The sequence below is a fragment of the Pseudonocardia lacus genome (genome assembly GCF_018531445.1).
Classification (GTDB): Bacteria; Actinomycetota; Actinomycetes; order Mycobacteriales; family Pseudonocardiaceae; genus Pseudonocardia; species Pseudonocardia lacus.
Window position 1 is genome coordinate 16092 of record NZ_JAHDTH010000036.1, and the last position, 16242, is coordinate 32333.

Genomic DNA, 16242 nt, shown 5'->3' on the forward strand with positions numbered 1-16242 from the left:
CCCGCAGGTGCGTACTGCACTTCAAGGTGCTCACTCTCCGTCGGGAAGTGTGCGGCGACCAGCGCGGTTACCGCCGGTGAGCCGCCGATCGGCGGCGCCACCGGCATGAGGAGTGATCAGATGACCGTCGTCGTCACCGGGGCCACCGGGCGGTTCGGCCGCCTCGTCGTCGAGGAGTTGCTGCGCCGCGGCGTGCCCGCCGGGAACGTGGTGGCCACCGGGCGCGCCGTCGAGCGGCTGAGCGACCTGGCCGAGCGCGGGGTCGTCGTGCGCCGGGCCGACTACGGCGATCCGGAGTCGCTGCTGGCCGCGTTCGCGGGGGCCGAGCGGCTGCTGTTCGTCTCGGGCAACGAGACCGGCAAGCGCATCGAGCAGCACCGCGCGGTCGTCGCGGCCGCGGCGCGGGCGGGCGTCGGGCTGGTGGCCTACACCAGCATCGTGCACGCCGACACCTCCGACCTGGTGCTGGCCGCAGAGCACGCGCGGACCGAGCGGATGCTCGCCGAGTCCGGCCTGGCGCACGTCCTGCTGCGCAACGGCTGGTACGTCGAGAACTACGACATCCCCGCCGCCGTGGCCCACGGCCTGTTCGGCGCGGCGGGCGAGGGCCGGATCAGCGCCGCGCCCCGGGCCGACTACGCCGTCGCCGCCGCGGCCGTGCTCGTCGGCGACGGCCACGCCGGCCGGGTCTACGAGCTGGGTGGCGAGTCGTTCACGCTGGCCGAGCTGGCCGCCGAGGTCTCCCGGCAGTCCGGTCGCGATGTCACCTACACCGACCTGCCCGAGCACGAGTACGCCGCGTCGCTGGTCGGCGCTGGGCTGCCGGAGGCGCTCGCGGCGGTCCTCGCCGACGCCGACCGCGGCGCGGCCAAGGGCGGGCTGCACGTCGAGACCGACGACCTGGTCCGCCTCCTCGGCCGCCCGGTCACCCCGCTCGCCGACGTCGTCCGCGCGGCCTTGTCGTGACCCCTCGCCGTCGAGAACGACGTTGTCGTGAAAGTGGACCGGTCCAACGGACGACAACGTCGTTCTCGACGGTCACCCACAGGGGGACGACCGCTGTTCGTCGGACCGAGAAGGGGCAAGACTGCGGAGTTCTGTTGCGACGAACGGTGGAGTAGACGGATGCATGGCTACGAGGACGAGACCGTCCGCCAGGAAGCGTGGGACGCCCCGCCGTCGCGGCCGCGGATCGACGCCGCCCGGCTGTGGTCCGGCGGGGCCGCCACGGCGGTGGTCGCGGCGCTGATCGGGCTGGTCGGCGTGCTGGTGGTGCGGGCGGTGTTCCAGGTGGCGTTCTCCGGATCGCGGGAGGCCGGCGCGGTGGGCGACTCCAGCACCGTGGTGCTGTGCGTGACGGCCGCCGTCGCGGCGCTGGCCGCCACCGGCCTGGCCCACCTGCTGCTGCTCGGCGCCCCGCGCCCGCTGGCGTACCTGGGCTGGATGATCGGGCTGGTCACCGCGATCGCGGCGGTGCTGCCGTTCCTGTCCGGGCGCCCGCTGCCCGAGGTACTGGCCCAGTCGATCATCCACCTGGTCATCGGGCTGGCGATCGGTAGCCTGGTCGGCGGCGCGGCCGCCACGGCCTCCCGCGAGGTCCGGCGGTTCGACGCGACCCGGTAGGCGCCGTTCGGCGCGCGGTGGTGGCCGGGGGTTCGGGCACGGGCGGAGGATCGGGTGCGCACCCGCGTCCCTGGAGCGCCCGATGGACGATCACGCCATCCTCACCACCGGCTTCGACCGGGTGGTCGCGGCCGATGTCGCCCTGGTCGGCGGCAAGGCGGCCAACCTGGGCGAGCTCACCCGGGCCGGCCTCCCGGTGCCGCCGGGCTTCGTCGTCACCACGGCCGCCTACGACGCCTTCGTCGCGGCCAACGACCTCGCGCGCGCCGTGGTCGACGCGGCCGGCGAACCCGACGCGGACGACACCGCCGCCTTCGAGCGGTCCGCCGCGCGCATCGGCGGGCTCTTCGCCGGCGGCGACGTCCCCGCCCCGATCGCCGACGCCGTGCGCGCCGCCTACCGCGACCTGGGCGGCCCGCCGGTGGCGGTCCGCTCGTCGGCGACGGCGGAGGACCTGGCCGGGGCCAGCTTCGCCGGCCAGCAGGACACCTTCCTCAACGTCCGCGGCGAGGACGCCGTGCTGGGCGCGGTCGTGGACTGCTGGGCGTCGCTGTGGACGGCCAGGGCCATGGCCTACCGCCGCCGGCAGGGGATCGCGCCCGGCGGGGTGAGCCTGGCCGTCGTGGTGCAGGAGATGGTGGACGCGGAGGTCTCCGGCGTCATGTTCACCGCCGACCCGGCCACCGGCCGCCGCGACCGGGTCGTGGTCAGCGCGGCGTGGGGGCTCGGCGAGTCGGTGGTCGGCGGGGTGGTGAGCACCGACGACCACGTGGTCGACAAGGGCAGCGGTCAGGTGGTGTCCCGCCACGTCGCCGACAAGGCGGAGATGACCGTCTACGCCGGCACCGGGACGCGGCAGCAGCCGGTACCGCCCGGGCGCCGCCGCGCGCCCGTGCTCGGCGACGGGGCGCTGGCCGAGCTGGTCGGGCTGGCCCGGCACATCGAGGAGCACTACGGCGCGCCACAGGACATCGAGTGGGTGTGGACGGCCGGGCGCGCGTCCGTCGTGCAGTCGCGGCCGATCACGGCGCTGCCCGAGCCGTCGGCCGACCCGCCGACCTCGTGGCCGGTGCCGCACCGGGGCGGGCTGTACTTCCGGGCCAGCATCGTCGAGCAGATGCCCGACCCGCTCACCCCGCTGTTCGCCGACCTCATCGGGGGATCGGTGGTCCGCTCGCTCACCGCGCTGATGGCCGAGGTGTTCGGGTCGGACCTGCGTGCCGGCGACATCGACTTCCCGACGATCAACGGGTACGCGTACTACTTCTACCGCAACCGCGGGATGCTCCGGATGGTCTCCGGGACGCCGACCGCCCTGCGGGCGCTCGTCGCGGACTCGGGGGAGGCCGCCGGCGCCCTCGGCCCGGTGGGGTGGCGGGAGCGGGCGCACCCCCGGTACGTGCGGACGGTCGAGAGCTGGACGGGCGAGGAGCCCGCGGCGCTGGCGTCGGAGCGGCTGCTGCGCGGGGTCGAGGAGCTGCTCGACGCCGGCACCGCCTACTACACGGCCGTCCAGTCGGTCATCCCGCTGGCCGCGGCAAGCGAGCTGATGTTCCGCGCCTTCTACGACCGGCTGGTGCGCCGGCCCGGCGACCCCGCGGGCGACACGTTCCTGCTCGGCTTCGACAGCCAGCCGATCCGCGCCGAGAAGTCGCTGTACGACCTGGCCGCCGCCGCCGGTGAGGAGCCGCGGCTGGCCGCCGCGCTCACCTCGGCGCCCGCGGACGTGCTGGTCGACGGCGTCCTGCGGGACGTGGCGCCCGACGGCGTCGACAAGGCGGCCTGGACGGCGTGGAGCGCAGGCTTCTGCGCCCACCTCGACCGCTTCGGCCACACGGTCTACAACCTCGACTTCGCCGACCCGGTGCCGGCCGACGCCCCGGGCCCCCTGCTCGACACCGTCCGGTTCCACCTGGGCGGTGCGGGCACCGATCCGCACGAGCGGCAGCGGCGCACGGTCGAGCGCCGCGAGGCGCAGACCGCTGTCGTGCGCGCCCGGCTCGATCCTGCCCGCCGCGCGGTGTTCGACCGCCTCCTGCGCTGGGCGCAGGAGACCGGTCCGGTGCGCGAGGACGCGCTGGCCGACATGGGGCTGGCCTGGCCGCCGATGCGGCGGATGCTGCGCGAGCTGGGCCGCAGGCTGGTCGCCGACGGCGTTGTGACCGCGGTCGACGACGTGTTCTGGCTGCGCCACGACGAGCTGCGCGGTGCTATCGACGGCAGCGCTATCGACGGCAGCGCACCCGACGGGCTCCCGGCGGCGATCGACGAGCGCCGGATGCTGTGGCGCGGTCGCAAGCGGGCGACCGCGCCCCAGATGCTGCCCCGCTCCGAGCTGGCCGAGCGGTGGCTGCGGGGGGTCCTGCCGGCCGGCGACCAGAACCAGACCGGCGCCACCATCCGCGGGGTCGCGGGCGGCTCCGGGGCGGTCACCGCCCCGGCCCGGGTGCTCACCGGCCCCGCCGACTTCGCCGCGATGCGCCCGGGGGAGGCGCTGGTCGCCCGCATCACCACGCCGGCCTGGACGTCGCTGTTCACCATGGCTGCCGCCGTCGTGACCGACGTCGGTGGCCCGCTCAGCCACAGCTCGATCGTGGCCCGCGAGTACGGGATCCCCGCGGTGCTGGGCACCGGCTCGGCGACCGCGCGCATCCGCACGGGCCAGCAGGTCCGGGTGGACGGCGACGCGGGCACCGTCACCCTCCTCGACGACGACGGGCGGGCCCCCGCCGACGAGCCGGGTTCCCCGCGCGGCCGGCGCAAGGTGGTGCTGGCCGCCGCGGCGGCCGCGGTCGGGTTCGCGCTCGTCCGCCGGCGCCGCCGGTGAGGTTCGCACCGGAACGGCGTCAGGTCGAGTAGACGGCCCGGAGCCGGCGGGCGACCCCGGCCGTGCTGAGCACGTCGGTGCTGTCGGCGAACTGGTCCACCGACCCCACCGGCGGCAGGCCGAGCAGCCACGGGTCGGTGAGCCCGCGCCGGCAGGCCGCGGCGAAGCGCTCCGCGCCGAGCACGGCGAACCCGCGGCCGTGGAAGGGGCGCACCGCCGGGTCGACCGGCTCGGTCACGCCGGCCGCGTTGTGGGCCCGCGCGACGACGCCGTAGGCCTCGACGAGCGCGGCTTCGCGGGCGGGGAAGGCGTCGGCGGCGAGGACCCGGTCGAGCGCGGGCCCGAGCGCGGCGGCGATCGGCAGCCGGGCGAACGCGGTGCCGAACCACTTGGTGTACGGCCAGTACCTCCCGTCCAGCAGGAACGCTGCCCGCATCAACTCGCGCACCAGCCGGGCGGCCACCAGCCGCGACCCGGGCTCGTCGCCGACCTGGGCGGTCCGCCCGACGAACGCCTCCTCCTGGCCGATCCGCGTCCACTGGCAGGCCAGCAGCCAGCGGTGCACCTGCGGCGGGAACCACGCCAGCGCCTCCTGGACCCGCCGCAGCCCGCCGTCGTGGTCGAGGTGGACGGCGCCCGCGGTGACCTCCAGCAGCGCCTGCTGCGGGGTCGTCAGCCAGTCCGTAGTGGTGACGCCGTCGCGGGCGTCGAAGCCGAGCCGGTCCCGCAGCCACGCGCCGAGCTCCGCGACCTCGACGTGGTGGCGCACCGGGACGGCGTCCCAGCCGAACCGCACGGGCCACCCGCGGAAGCTGTCCGGCAGCCCGGCGTCGAGCACCCGGCGGGCCCGGTCGACGAGGTGGGCGGCGACGAAGACCTGCATCCGCGGTCCCCAGCCGTGGTCGGTGGAGACGGGTGTGTCGTACCCGAGCACGTCGGAGCCGGTGCCCAGCAGCGCGGCCGAGTGCGGGAGGTCGGCGAGCAGCGGCCCGACGACCTCGGCGTGGAAGGCCGCGCTCAGCTCCCGGCCGGGTACGAACCGCCCCGACGGCCCGTCCGCCATCAGCCCAGCACCGCCAACAGGCCGACCGCCGCGGCCGCCGTGCTCGCGCCCACCGTCGCGGCCAGGTGCCCGGCCGCCGCGCCCCACCGGTGCCGCCGGACGAGTCCCACGGTCTCCCAGCAGGCGGTGGAGAACGTCGTGTAGCTGCCGCAGAAGCCCGTGCCGGCGACCGTCAGCAGCGCGCCCGGTGCCGAGTGCGCGAGCGCCAGCCCGGTGAGCGCGCCCAGCAGCAGCGAGCCGGTCACGTTGACCACCAGGATCGGCGCCGTCGAGGGCGGCGGCCACCGTCGCCGCAGTGCCTGGTCGAGCCCGTAGCGGGCGAGCGCGCCGGCCGCCGCGGCCGCGGCCAGCGCCACCACGATCACCGGGTGCTCCCGAGCGCTCCGGCGGCGGCCACCCCGGCGCCGACCGCGAGCAGGCCGCCCGCGGTGCTCGCGGCCGCGTACCCCACCGCGAGTGCCGCGGCGCCGTCGCGGATCAGCAGGTCGACCTCGACGGCGAACGTGCTGTAGGTGGTGTAGCTGCCGAGCAGGCCGGTCCCCAGCCCGAGCCGCACCACCCGGCGCCGGCCGACGTCCGGACCGCGCCGGGCCAGGTGCTCCAGCAGGAACCCCAGCGCCAGGCAGCCGGACAGGTTGGCCAGGAAGGTGCCGGTCGGCCAGCCGCCGGGCGGGGTGGGCAGGGCCTGGCCCAGCCCGTAGCGGGCCAGGCAGCCGACCACCCCGCCCGCGGCGATCGCGGCCAGGGCGGTCGACCGGGACGGGGCGGGCGGGCGCACCCCCGAACTGTGCCCGCCCGCCGCCGACCCGGTCGACCGGGGAGGGTCAGCCGAAGGGGTTGTGGGAGGCGCGGTGCCGGTGGGCGCACTCCTCACAGAGATCGACGCTCTCCAACAGGTCCTCCAGGCGCTGGCGCTCCTCCCAGATGCGCCGGCGCTCGGTGGCGATCTCGCGCCAGGCGCGGTCGCGGTGCACCGACTCGTCCCGGCTGCGCAACCCGATGGCCCCCGCCAGCAGCGCCAGCAGCACGACTCCGATCAGGATCATCCCGACGTCCATCCGACAAACCCCCTCGAGAGGCGTCGGCCCCCCGGCCAGTGCCTCCGCGCGTGGCCCGGTTCTGCACAGGGCCTTCAGACCTTGCTAAGAGTGCATGAGGACTGCTCGCGTGTTGAAGTGAGCTTACTGCTACCTAGCTGACTGCGCTACTTCGAACGCGTGCTGCCAGCGAGTTGCATGGCGGTCGGCGACTTGACGATCCGATAGCTGTCCGAGTGGATGTTCACCACGAGCAGCTCGGTTCGATCAGGGAGCCGGACGGGACCCCGGCCCCGGGCCGGCTGTCCCCGCCGCGATGACCTCGGCCACGAGGTCCAGCGCGTCGCGGCGGCGGGCCACCGGGTTGGCGTAGCGCGGGCGACCTGCCCCCGTGCGCAGCCGCAGGCACTCGTCGAGGATGCGGTGCCAGCGCCGGTCGAACGTCTGCAGCGCGTACCGCGCCCCGGCGGACTTCGAGCAGACCAGCCCGGTGTCCAGGGTGTGCTGGATGCGAGCGACGCCGAGCACGCCCCACACCGGCGGCCAATGCGTCAGGCCGAGCGCGCCGGCCGGCGACAGCCGCCGCGAGCAGGCCGCGTGCCAGCGGCGCCAGTAGCCGTCGAGGTTGCCGCGCAGCCAGCCGGTCAGCTGGTCGCGGTCGGCGCGCACGGCCAGCTCGTCGCGGTGCGGGCCGCGGACGGCCACCGCGAGCTGGGCCATCTCCTGCCACAGCACCGGCTGGCCCGCGCCGTCGCGCCCGGTCCGGCCCCCGTGCACGTGGACCAGCCCGGTCGCGTCCGCCGGGTCCCCGGCGAGGTCGGCCCGGGTCAGGTAGACGCCCTCGACCGGTGGGCGTCCACCTGACCCGGGCCCGGCCGTGAGCCCGCGGTGCACGGCCCGCAGCGCCTCGACGGCGTCGTCGTCCGGGTGCGCGGTCACGACCGCGACGAAGTCGACGTCGCTGCGGGTGGCCCCGGAGGGTGCCCACCGGGCCGGGCCGCGGCCGGTGCGGAAGTCGCCCATGGCCACCGATCCGGTCAGGTACAGGCCCTCCACCAGTCCGGGGACCGCGCGATCGAGCTCGCGCAGGAGGGCGTGGACGGCGTCGCCGACCGGGGCGGGGAGCTGCACGGGTGCGATCCTCCCGGCCGGCGGTTACCGTCCGCGCATGGCCTGCCGCATCACCGAGCTCGTGCTCGACTGCCGCGACCCCGAAGCCCTCGCCGCGTGGTGGTGCCGGGTGCTCGACTACCGGGTCGTCGGGCGCGAGGACGACGGCAGCGTGGAGATCGGGTCGGGCGAGCCGTGGCAGCCCACCATCGTGTTCGGCGCCAGCGCGGGGCCCAAGCGGGAGAAGCTGCGGCTGCACCTCGACGTGAACCCGACCGACCGCGACCAGGCCGCGGAGCTCGACCGGCTGCTGGGGCTGGGTGCGAAGCCCGCCGACGTCGGGCAGACCGGCGACGAGGGCTGGCACGTGCTCAGCGACCCGGAGGGCAACGAGTTCTGCCTGCTCGCCACCCGGGTGGCGGCGCCGTCGGGCTGACCCGGGTCACCACCCGCCCTGGGCGAAGACGCCGATGACGTTGCCGGCCGGGTCGGCGACCAGGGCGTGCACCTCCGGCGGCGCGCCGTGGGCCGCCTCGACCACCCGGCCGCCCGCCGCCCGCACCGCCTCCAGGGTCGCCTCGACGTCGACGACGAGCACGTGCACCAGCAGGCCCGGCCGCTCGGCCGCGGGGAGACCGGTCTCCCAGTGGCCGCTGACCTCGCCCACCCCGTCGTCGAAGGAGACCCGACCGTCCTCCTTGCGGCGCAACCGCCAGCCGAACACGGTCGAGTAGAACGCCGCCGACTCCTCGACGTCGGTGGCGGGCAGCTGCAGGTAGCTGATCTTGCCGGGGGCGAACGTGGGCGGCACGGCGGCACCTCACATCGACTATGGTGTTTCCCTAGTGAATGTGTCGAGCATGGCAGCGGGGACCGGCGGTGGCAACCGCCGGCCCTACCGGTCGCCCCTGCGCGAGGAACGGGCGCGACGCACCCGGCGGGCCGTCCTGGCCGCCGCCCACGAGCTGTTCGTGGCGCACGGCTACGCGGCCACCACCATGCGCGCGGTCGCCGCGGCGGCCGGCGTCTCGGTGCCGACGGTCGAGCAGCTCTTCGGCACCAAGCGCGGCCTGCTCGCGCACGTCGTGGACGTGGCCAGGGCCGGCGACGACGAGCCCGTCGCGCTGCTCGACCGGGCGCCGGCCCGTGCGGCGGAGGCGGCCGCCACCGCAGCCGAGTTCCTGGCCGCGGCCACCGCCGAGATCGGCGCGGTCGCGGCCAGGGCATCGGCGGTGCAGGCGGTGTTGGCCGCCGCCGCGGCCGGCGACGCGGAGATCGCCGGGCTGGCCCGGGAGATCGACGCGCAGCGCCGGGCCGTCGCCTCCTGGCTCGTCGACGGCGTGGACCGGCGGGCCGGCCTGCGCGTCGACCGGGACCGGGCCGTCGACGCGGTCTGGGCCCTGCTCGACCCGGTCGTGCACCGCCGGCTCACCGCCGACTGCGGCTGGACGGGCGAGGAGTTCGCCGGCTGGCTCGCCGACGCGCTCGACCGCCTGCTGCCGCCCGGCCCGTGATCGGCCTCAGCCGGCCGCGCCACCGACCCCACCGCCCCCCGGGAAGAGTTCAGGAAAGCCACGATGCTGCCCGCAGAGGGCAGCATCGTGGCTTTCCTGAACTCAGGAGGGGGCGCGCAGGCCGCGGCGGACGGCCTCGGCGACGGGGGTGGGGGCGTCCAGGTCGAGCTCGCCGGTCGGTAGGAGCGGGGGCTGGGCCATGAACCGGGGCGCGGTGCCCCGGTGCGGCTGGGCGGCGTGCACCAGGAACGGGTGCACCAGGTAGACGTCGCCGGGGGCTCCGGTGGCCAGCGCCGTCGGGCGGTGCTCGGTGGCCGGCACGGCCTCGCCCGCGAACGCGAAGAACTCCGCCCCGGCATCGCCGTGCGGGGCCAGCAGGGGCGCCACGTCGAGGTGCGAGCCCACCCGCACCCGGGTCGGCGCGTCCCGCTCGCCGACCTCGGAGAACAGGAACAGCAGCAGCAACGCCCGCCCGCGCGAGCGCAGGTTGAGCCGGAAGCGGGCCGGGTCGTCCGGGTCGGCGAAGCTGCCCTCGACGTGCCAGCCGGCGTCGCCCGGGTCGTCCGGGTGCGGGAACCGGATCGGGAACGTGCCCAGCCCCTGCCGGGGAAGCCACCCACCGGGCCCGACCAGCTGGTCGAACGCGGCGTGCAGCCGGGGAGTGGTGGCGGCCGCCTGGAACGGCGGGTCGCCCCGCCCGGCGATCCGCACGACCGGGTTCGTCCAGGTGCTCGGGTCGTCGGGGTCGGCGCCCGTCTCCGCGCGGACCTGCGCCCACAGCAGCGCGCGGCACTCGTCCGCGAGCTCGGCGGGGAAGGCCCCCTCCAGGCGGACGAACCCGTCGGCGACGAACTGCTCGACCTCGGCGGGGCTCAACGGCTCGTTCACCCCGCCACCCTGCCGTCCCCCGACCCGCACCTCCACCCATTTCGGCCGCAGCCACCGGCGGGGCGGGAGGGAGGGGAATCAGCGGAGGCCGGGACCCTGGCGGAGGCGGCGCAGGTAGTCGTCGGGGTCGAGCGGGTCGCCGTCGAGCGGGCCCGACGCCGTCGACACCCGGGTCGGCGGTCGCCGGCGCACCTGCAGGTACCGGGCGAACTCGGCGTCCAGCAGCGCCTCGCCGCGGGTGAGCGCGGGTAGCCGCTGCTCCAGCGCGTGCACCCGGGCGGCCGGGATCTCGCCGTCGATGACGCAGGTCGTCCCGTCGACGCGCGGCGGTCCCGGCACGCCGTCGAGACGGGCGAGCACGGGCAGCACCGCGACCAGCGCGTCGGCGGGGACCTCCAGCCGGAACCGGTGCACCGGCTCGTGCACGGTCGTCCCGGCTTCGGCGAGCGCCCGGCGCAGGACGAGCGGGGCGAGGTTGCGGAAGTCGGTGGCGGTGCTGGACATCGACTTGTCGAAGGTGCCGTGCGAGTGGCTCTGCCGCGCCCAGTAGCCGGAGCGGGTCATGGTGACGACGCAGTCGCCGACCTGCCAGCCGCGCAGGCCGCGGCGGAGGGTGGCGGTGACGCCGTCGCGGACGGCGGTGAAGAACGCAGGCGGCATCGAGCCGAGCTCGACCTCCAGCGCGAGGCGCACCCCGGAGCCGGGCGGGCCGGGCGCGATCCGCAGCCCGACGGTGGCCAGGAACGGGTTGGTGGCGGTGTCGATGACCTCCTCGGCCGAGCCGGTGCCGACGACGCGTTCGACGCACAGCGTCGTCGTCTCCCGGAAGGTGACGCCGATGCCGAACTCCTCGGCCAGGGTGGTGGTGATGACCTCCTTCTGCACCTCGCCGTAGAGCGACACTGCGGGCTCGGCGTCGCGGTCGTCCTGGCGCAGGTCGATCAGCGGGTCCTGCTCGGCGAGCTGGGCCAGCGCGGCGTAGAGGGCGCCGCGGTCGCCGGGGTGGTCGGGGACGACGACCGATTCGAGGCTGGGCGGCGCGAACTGGCCGCGCCCCGCCGGCCCGGGCGGGGGTGCGCCGATCGGGTCGCCGATGCGGACGTCGCGCAGCCCGACGAGGGTGCCGATGCGGCCGGCGGCCAGGGCGCCGCTCGGTGCGGCGTCGCCGTCGTCGAACACCCGGATCCCGGTGATGCGCCCGGCGGGCAGCCGGTCGCGGACGCGGACGGTGCCGGAGAACAGCCGGGCGTAGGCGATCCGCTCGCCCGCCGCCCCGCGCTCGATCTTGAACACGGTGCCGGAGACGGGGCCGTCGGGGTCGCCGCCGGAGGCCGGCAGCAGCGTCGCGACGCCCTCGGCCAGCTCGGCCACGCCGGCGCCGGTGATGGCCGAGCCGAAGAACACCGGGTGCACGAGGCACCGCGCGGTCTGGGCGGCGAGAGCGCGGCGCGCCTGTTGCGGTGCCACGGCGGTGTCGTCGACGAACGCGGCCAGCAGGTCGTCGTCGTGCTCGGCGAGGCGGGGGACGAGCTCGGCGACCAGCCGCTCGCGGTCGAACGGCACGAACCGGGCGTCCCGGTCGCCCGCGCCGGAGGTCGTGCCCATCGGGACGAGCGCAGGAGTCAGCCGCGCGGCCATGGCCCGCAGCGCCCCGGCCTCGCCGGCGCCCGGCCGGTCGATCTTGTTCACGAAGACCAGCGCGGGGATGCCCAGCCGGCGCAGCGTCCGCATGAGCACCCGGGTCTGCGCCTGCACGCCCTCGACGGCCGAGACCATCAGCACGGCGCCGTCGAGCACGCCGAGCACGCGCTCGACCTCGGCCACGAAGTCCGGGTGGCCCGGGGTGTCGATCAGGTTGACGGTGACGCCGTGCACCGCGAACGACACCACCGCCGACTTGATGGTGATGCCGCGGCGGCGTTCGAGTTCGAGCGTGTCGGTGCGGGTGCTGCCGCGGTCGACGCTGCCCGGCTCGTCGATCACGCCGGCGGCGTGCAGCAGCCGCTCGGTGAGGCTGGTCTTACCGGCGTCGACGTGCGCCAGGATGCCGAGGTTGAGCGAAGCCATGCCGTGTCATGTCCTTGGGGGAGGAGGAGTGCGTGGACACGGGCACAGCTCGCATGGGTCCTCCCCGGATCGACGGACGGCGACGGGCAGTCCACCCGACCGCCGCCCGCCCGGCAACCGGGTTTCCGCTCACGCCCCCGTCGTGGCGACCACCTCCAGGTACTCGTAGACGTAGCGCGGCGGGCCGCCGGCCGGCCCGCGGTCCGCACCGGCGAGCAGCGCGGCCAGGTCGTCGAGCAGGGCGGTGTCGTCGTCAAGGGCGGCGGCGGTCGCGATCACCGGGGCGAAGTCGCGGCGGTAGTGGGCGGCCAGCTCGGCCGCCGTCCCGGTGAACCGCACCGCGCACTCCCGCTCGGTGGTGCGCACCGCCGCGCAGCCCTGGGCGAGCAGGGCGCGGACGCTGTCGGGGTCGCCCCACGCCGTCGGCGGCGGGTCGGTGGTGGGCGCTCCGTGCCGGCCGAGGACCGCGAAGAACCGGCCGGCGGCGCCGTCGGGCGTCCAGTTCGCCATCGCGACCGTGCCGCCGGGTCGGCAGACGCGGCGCAGTTCGGCCGCGGTGGCGGCCTGGTCGCGGGCGAACATGGCGCCGACGCTGGACAGCACGACGTCGAAGGCGTGGGTCGGGAAGGGCAGGTCCTCGGCGACCCCGGTGACCCAGTCGATCGACAGGCCCTCGCCTGCCGCGGCGCGTTCGCCGATCGCCATCAGCTCGGGTGTCGGGTCGACGGCGGTGACGGCGGCCCCGGCGCGGGCGGCGGGCAGGGTCGCGTTGCCGGAGCCCGCGCCGACGTCGAGCACCCGCAGGCCCGGCCGCACCCCGGCCGCCACGACGAGCGCCGGCCCGAGGTCGGCGATGAGCAGGGAGATCGCGTGGTAGTCGCCCAGCGCCCAGAACGCGCGGGTGGACTCGTCGGTACTGGTCATGGCGGCCACGGTCGACCCGCGCCGGCCCCGGGGGAAGTTCGGGAACAGGACTGTTCGCGCGGGCCGCGACCGAGGACCCTGCCGGCATGGGCGGCTATGGCCAGTACTGTCCCATCGCGCTCGGCGCGGAGGTCTTCGCCGAGCGCTGGACGCCGATCGTGCTGCGCAACCTGATGGTGGGCTGCGAGCGCTTCGGGCAGATCCTGGACGGCGCGCCGGGGCTGTCGCGCAGCGTGCTGAGCGCGCGGCTGCGTCGCCTCGAACGGGCCGGGGTGGTCGCCGGCAGCGGTGCCGGCCGCGACCGGCGCTACCGGCTCACCGCGGCGGGCCGGGAGCTGGGCGAGGTGGTGCTGGCGTTGGGGGCGTGGGCCGCGCGCTGGGTCGAGGTGGTCCCCGAGCGGCAGGACCCGTACCTGATGCTGTGGGGGCTGTCGCGGCTGATCCACCCGGAGGCGCTGCCGCACCCCCGGGTGGTCGTCCGCTTCGACCTCGTCGACGGCCGTGCGCCCGACCGGTACTGGATCGTCGCCCAGCCGAGCGGCTGCGAGGTCTGCGTGACCCCGCCGGGCTTCGCCGAGGACGGCGTCGTGCGCACCGGCACGGCGGCGCTGTACCACTGGCACTGCGGGCACCTCCCGCTCGGGCGGGCCGAGCGCGACGGCGCGATGGAGGTCGACGGGCCGCCCTGGCTGCACCGGGTGCTCGCGGGCTGGGGGACGCTCAGCCCGTTCGCCGCCGTCGTGCCCGCCTCACGCGAGCGCGGCCCCCAACTGCCCGGCCCGGCGGGCGCGGCGCTCGAACCACAGGGTGGCCAGCGGCGGGATGCTGCACAGCAGGGCGACGGCCAGCGTCGAGAAGGGCCAGCGCAGGGCGCGGGCCGCCCAGACCGCGACGACGAGGTAGGCCACGAACAGCGCGCCGTGGATCGGCCCGAACACGTTCACGCCGATCTCGTTGCCGACGACGACGTACTTGAACAGCATCCCGATCAGCAGCCCGGTCCAGGAGCAGGCCTCGGCGACGGCGACCACGCGGAACACCTGCCCGGCTCGGGTCGCGGCGAGGGCGGCGGGGGTGTCCTGAGCGGTCATCGGTAGCGGCTCCACGGATCTCGTCGGGCGGTTGCTCGCTCCCACTCTGCACCATCCGTCCGGATTACTTCTACCGGGTGTCGAACTCGCATTCGGGGGCTTGCCGCGGTCGGTCCGATGTGGATGGGTGTGCTGGTGGGGACGCGGGAGCGGGCGGGGGTCGTCGCGGCGTTGCCGGCGGTGGCGTGGCGGTCGGTGGCGGTCGTGCTGGCGGTGCAGGCGGTCGTGCTCACGGCGTCGTCGGGGCGCTACGGCTTCCACCGCGACGAGCTGTACTTCCTGGCCGCGGGCCGGCGCCTGGACTGGGGCTACGTCGACCAGCCCCCGCTCACCCCGGCGCTGGCCCGGCTGGCCACCGACCTGCTCGGGGCGACGCCGACCGGGCTGCGGGTCGTCGCGACGCTGTGCGGCATGGCGACGGCGCTGCTGGTCGCGCTCCTCGCCCGCGAGCTCGGCGGGGGTCGCGGGGCGCAGGTGCTCGCCGCGGCGGGCACGGCGCTGGGCACGTTCGTGCTGGTCGTGACCCACATGCTGTCGACGACCTCGGTCGACCTGGTGATCTGGACGGCGCTGGCGCTGGTGCTGCTGCGGCTCACCCGCACCGGCGACGGGCGGTGGTGGGTGCCGGCCGGTCTGCTGGCCGGTGTCGGGCTGCAGAACAAGTGGCTGGTGCTGCTGCTGTGCGCGGGCTGGGCGGTGGCGCTGCTGGCCGTCGGGCCGCGCCGGGTGCTGCGCAGCGGTTGGCCGGCCGTCGGCGTGGTCGTCGCGCTCGCGGTGGCCGCGCCGTCGCTGCTGTGGCAGGCGGCGAACGGCTGGCCGCAGCTCGGCCTGGCCTCCGGGATCAGCGGGTCCGACGGCGCGGAGAACCGGGTCCTGCTGGTGCCGATGCAGATCGCCTACCTGTCGCCGGTGCTCGTGCCCACGCTGGTGGCGGGGGTGCGGCGGGTGTGGCGCGAGCCGGGGCTGCGCTGGGCGCGGGCGGCGGTGCTGGTGTACCCGCTCGTCGCCGCGGTGGCGCTGGTCGTTGGCGGCAAGCCGTACTACGTGGTGCCGCCGGCGTTAGTGCTGCTCGCGGCGGGCGCGGAGCCCACCGTGCGGTGGCTGGCCGGGAGCGCGTCGCGCCGGGCGTGGGCGGCGGTGGCCGCGACGGTCGGGGTGGTGGTGTCGGCGTTCATCGGGCTGCCGGTGCTCCCGCCCGCGCAGTTCGGGCCGGTGCTGGCGGTGAACAAGGAGGCGGGGGAGCAGGTCGGCTGGCCGGAGCTGGCCGACACCGTCGCCGCCGCGTGGGCCGCCCTGCCACCCGGCGAGCGCACCTCCGCCGTCGTCTTCACCAGCAACTACGGGCAGGCCGGCGCCCTCGACCACTACGGCCCCGAGCACGGGCTGCCGCCTGCGCACTCCGGGCACATGTCCTACGCCGACTGGGGCCCGCCGCCGGAGACCGCGACCGGCCCGGTGCTCGTGGTCGGCGAGGCCGCGGCCCGCTTCACCGGCTGCGCGCCGATCGCGACGCACCGCAGCCCGGACGGCGCCGACAACGACGAGGACGGCACCGTCGTCTCCCGCTGCGCGGCCCCGCCGTCCTGGGCGGCGGCCTGGCCGGGCCTGCGCCACGGCTACTGACCGGGCAGCTCCTCGGCGAGCCTGCGCAGGTGGCGGGCGAAATCGGCGGCGTCGGCGGCCGGCCAGTGCGCCGTCAGCTCGCCGAACACACGCTCCTGCCAGGCCAGTGCGCCGTCGAGCAGCTCACGACCGGCCGGGGTGACGGTCAGGACGGCCCGACGCGCGTCGTCGGCGGCCGCGCCGCGGACCAGGTAGCCGTGGGCGACGGCGTCGGCGACGAACCGGCTCGCCCCCGACCGGTCGATCCCCAGCTGATGGGCCACGTCGGCCACCGACGCCTGGTCGCCCGGGGTGGCGGCGACGGCCTCCAGCACCTGGATGTCCTGCAGCCTGCGCTCCTCGCCGGTCAGCTCCGCGGAGACGCGCAGCGGCCCGCGCCGCGACCAGAAGCGCACGAGGCGGAACAGCGCGGGCCCCCCGCCGTGCCGGTCGTCGGTCATCGACCCTCCCTTGTGCGTGCGATTCGCACACAATA

General features: G+C 76.2%; 17 protein-coding genes and 1 pseudogene. 7 read left to right on the plus strand and 11 right to left on the minus strand.

What is annotated here, in order from left to right; translation table 11 throughout:
- Positions 1-120: 120 nt before the first annotated feature.
- From KIK08_RS10660 to KIK08_RS10670, 3 genes are all read left to right on the plus strand, one after another.
- Positions 121-966 (plus strand): NmrA family NAD(P)-binding protein, encoded by an 846-nt coding sequence (locus KIK08_RS10660; protein ID WP_214402892.1) that lies wholly within the window; start codon positions 121-123, stop codon positions 964-966.
- A gap of 159 nt (positions 967-1125) precedes the next feature.
- Positions 1126-1623 (plus strand): DUF6069 family protein, encoded by a 498-nt coding sequence (locus KIK08_RS10665; RefSeq protein WP_214402893.1) that lies wholly within the window; start codon positions 1126-1128, stop codon positions 1621-1623.
- An 82-nt stretch (positions 1624-1705) separates the two neighbouring features.
- Positions 1706-4450 (plus strand): PEP/pyruvate-binding domain-containing protein, encoded by a 2745-nt coding sequence (locus KIK08_RS10670; RefSeq protein ID WP_214402894.1) that lies wholly within the window; start codon positions 1706-1708, stop codon positions 4448-4450.
- 19 nt (positions 4451-4469) lie between these two features.
- Here KIK08_RS10670 and KIK08_RS10675 read toward each other — a convergent pair whose 3' ends face one another.
- From KIK08_RS10675 to KIK08_RS41640, 5 genes are all read right to left on the minus strand, one after another.
- Entirely contained in the window at positions 4470-5513 is a 1044-nt protein-coding gene (locus tag KIK08_RS10675; protein ID WP_214402895.1) for a DUF4037 domain-containing protein, read from the minus strand.
- Positions 5513-5878 (minus strand): fluoride efflux transporter FluC, encoded by a 366-nt coding sequence (locus KIK08_RS10680; RefSeq protein ID WP_214402896.1) that lies wholly within the window; start codon positions 5876-5878, stop codon positions 5513-5515. The genes KIK08_RS10675 and KIK08_RS10680 overlap by 1 nt, the downstream gene beginning before the upstream one ends.
- The gene (locus KIK08_RS10685; protein WP_214402897.1) at positions 5875-6291 is read right to left on the minus strand and encodes a FluC/FEX family fluoride channel; all 417 of its coding nucleotides are present in this window, start codon (positions 6289-6291) and stop codon (positions 5875-5877) included. Before KIK08_RS10685 ends, KIK08_RS10680 begins: the two co-directional genes overlap by 4 nt.
- A 46-nt stretch (positions 6292-6337) precedes the next feature.
- Positions 6338-6559 (minus strand): hypothetical protein, encoded by a 222-nt coding sequence (locus tag KIK08_RS10690; protein ID WP_214402898.1) that lies wholly within the window; start codon positions 6557-6559, stop codon positions 6338-6340.
- Positions 6560-6817: 258 nt separating this feature from the next.
- The gene (locus KIK08_RS41640) at positions 6818-7681 is read right to left on the minus strand and encodes a nucleotidyltransferase domain-containing protein (protein WP_214402899.1); all 864 of its coding nucleotides are present in this window, start codon (positions 7679-7681) and stop codon (positions 6818-6820) included.
- 37 nt (positions 7682-7718) lie between these two features.
- Between KIK08_RS41640 and KIK08_RS10700 the strand changes: the two genes are divergently transcribed.
- A complete protein-coding gene (locus KIK08_RS10700; RefSeq protein ID WP_214402900.1) occupies positions 7719-8096 on the plus strand; it encodes a VOC family protein in 378 nt (125 codons plus the stop codon).
- A 6-nt stretch (positions 8097-8102) separates the two neighbouring features.
- On the opposite strand, the gene KIK08_RS10705 is transcribed toward KIK08_RS10700, so the two are convergent.
- Positions 8103-8471, minus strand: coding sequence for a VOC family protein (locus KIK08_RS10705; protein WP_214402901.1), 369 nt, complete (start codon positions 8469-8471; stop codon positions 8103-8105).
- A gap of 49 nt (positions 8472-8520) precedes the next feature.
- Here KIK08_RS10705 and KIK08_RS10710 point away from each other — a divergent pair, with 49 nt between their 5' ends.
- Complete coding sequence (locus KIK08_RS10710; protein ID WP_214402902.1) at positions 8521-9174, plus strand: TetR family transcriptional regulator; 654 nt, start codon at positions 8521-8523, stop codon at positions 9172-9174.
- A gap of 102 nt (positions 9175-9276) precedes the next feature.
- On the opposite strand, the gene KIK08_RS10715 is transcribed toward KIK08_RS10710, so the two are convergent.
- From KIK08_RS10715 to KIK08_RS10725, 3 genes are all read right to left on the minus strand, one after another.
- Entirely contained in the window at positions 9277-10062 is a 786-nt protein-coding gene (locus tag KIK08_RS10715; protein WP_214402903.1) for a phytanoyl-CoA dioxygenase family protein, read from the minus strand.
- A gap of 78 nt (positions 10063-10140) precedes the next feature.
- Positions 10141-12129, minus strand: a complete 1989-nt coding sequence (locus tag KIK08_RS10720; RefSeq protein ID WP_214402904.1) for an elongation factor G — start codon at positions 12127-12129, stop codon at positions 10141-10143.
- Positions 12130-12258: 129 nt separating this feature from the next.
- The gene (locus tag KIK08_RS10725) at positions 12259-13053 is read right to left on the minus strand and encodes a class I SAM-dependent methyltransferase (RefSeq protein ID WP_214402905.1); all 795 of its coding nucleotides are present in this window, start codon (positions 13051-13053) and stop codon (positions 12259-12261) included.
- Positions 13054-13139: 86 nt separating this feature from the next.
- Between KIK08_RS10725 and KIK08_RS40975 the strand changes: the two are divergent.
- A pseudogene (locus KIK08_RS40975) lies at positions 13140-13427 on the plus strand (winged helix-turn-helix transcriptional regulator); the annotation flags it as partial.
- 375 nt (positions 13428-13802) lie between these two features.
- On the opposite strand, the gene KIK08_RS10730 reads toward KIK08_RS40975, so the two are convergent.
- Positions 13803-14144 carry a DUF3817 domain-containing protein gene (locus KIK08_RS10730; RefSeq protein ID WP_214402925.1) on the minus strand — a complete coding sequence of 114 codons (342 nt, stop codon included), beginning with the start codon at positions 14142-14144 and terminating at the stop codon, positions 13803-13805.
- A gap of 117 nt (positions 14145-14261) precedes the next feature.
- On the opposite strand from KIK08_RS10730, the gene KIK08_RS41335 reads away from it, so the two are divergent.
- Positions 14262-15767: an ArnT family glycosyltransferase gene (locus KIK08_RS41335; RefSeq protein ID WP_305849577.1), complete on the plus strand. Its 1506-nt coding sequence runs from the start codon at positions 14262-14264 to the stop codon at positions 15765-15767.
- Here the strand turns inward: KIK08_RS41335 and KIK08_RS10740 are convergent.
- Entirely contained in the window at positions 15761-16207 is a 447-nt protein-coding gene (locus KIK08_RS10740; protein ID WP_214402906.1) for a MarR family winged helix-turn-helix transcriptional regulator, read from the minus strand. The genes KIK08_RS41335 and KIK08_RS10740 overlap by 7 nt on opposite strands.
- Positions 16208-16242 lie beyond the last annotated feature (35 nt).

What these genes read in the sequence shown, in the direction of transcription:
- KIK08_RS10660 (WP_214402892.1), top strand. Translation starts at nt 121, where the DNA reads ATGACCGTCGTCGTCACCGGGGCCACCGGGCGGTTCGGCCGCCTCGTC.
- KIK08_RS10665 (WP_214402893.1), top strand. Translation starts at nt 1,126, where the DNA reads ATGCATGGCTACGAGGACGAGACCGTCCGCCAGGAAGCGTGGGACGCC.
- KIK08_RS10670 (WP_214402894.1), top strand. Translation starts at nt 1,706, where the DNA reads ATGGACGATCACGCCATCCTCACCACCGGCTTCGACCGGGTGGTCGCG.
- KIK08_RS10675 (WP_214402895.1), bottom strand. Translation starts at nt 5,513, where the DNA reads ATGGCGGACGGGCCGTCGGGGCGGTTCGTACCCGGCCGGGAGCTGAGC.
- KIK08_RS10690 (WP_214402898.1), bottom strand. Translation starts at nt 6,559, where the DNA reads ATGATCCTGATCGGAGTCGTGCTGCTGGCGCTGCTGGCGGGGGCCATC.
- KIK08_RS10700 (WP_214402900.1), top strand. Translation starts at nt 7,719, where the DNA reads ATGGCCTGCCGCATCACCGAGCTCGTGCTCGACTGCCGCGACCCCGAA.
- KIK08_RS10710 (WP_214402902.1), top strand. Translation starts at nt 8,521, where the DNA reads ATGGCAGCGGGGACCGGCGGTGGCAACCGCCGGCCCTACCGGTCGCCC.
- KIK08_RS10720 (WP_214402904.1), bottom strand. Translation starts at nt 12,129, where the DNA reads ATGGCTTCGCTCAACCTCGGCATCCTGGCGCACGTCGACGCCGGTAAG.
- KIK08_RS10725 (WP_214402905.1), bottom strand. Translation starts at nt 13,053, where the DNA reads ATGACCAGTACCGACGAGTCCACCCGCGCGTTCTGGGCGCTGGGCGAC.
- KIK08_RS10730 (WP_214402925.1), bottom strand. Translation starts at nt 14,144, where the DNA reads ATGACCGCTCAGGACACCCCCGCCGCCCTCGCCGCGACCCGAGCCGGG.
- KIK08_RS41335 (WP_305849577.1), top strand. Translation starts at nt 14,262, where the DNA reads ATGTGGATGGGTGTGCTGGTGGGGACGCGGGAGCGGGCGGGGGTCGTC.
- KIK08_RS10740 (WP_214402906.1), bottom strand. Translation starts at nt 16,207, where the DNA reads ATGACCGACGACCGGCACGGCGGGGGGCCCGCGCTGTTCCGCCTCGTG.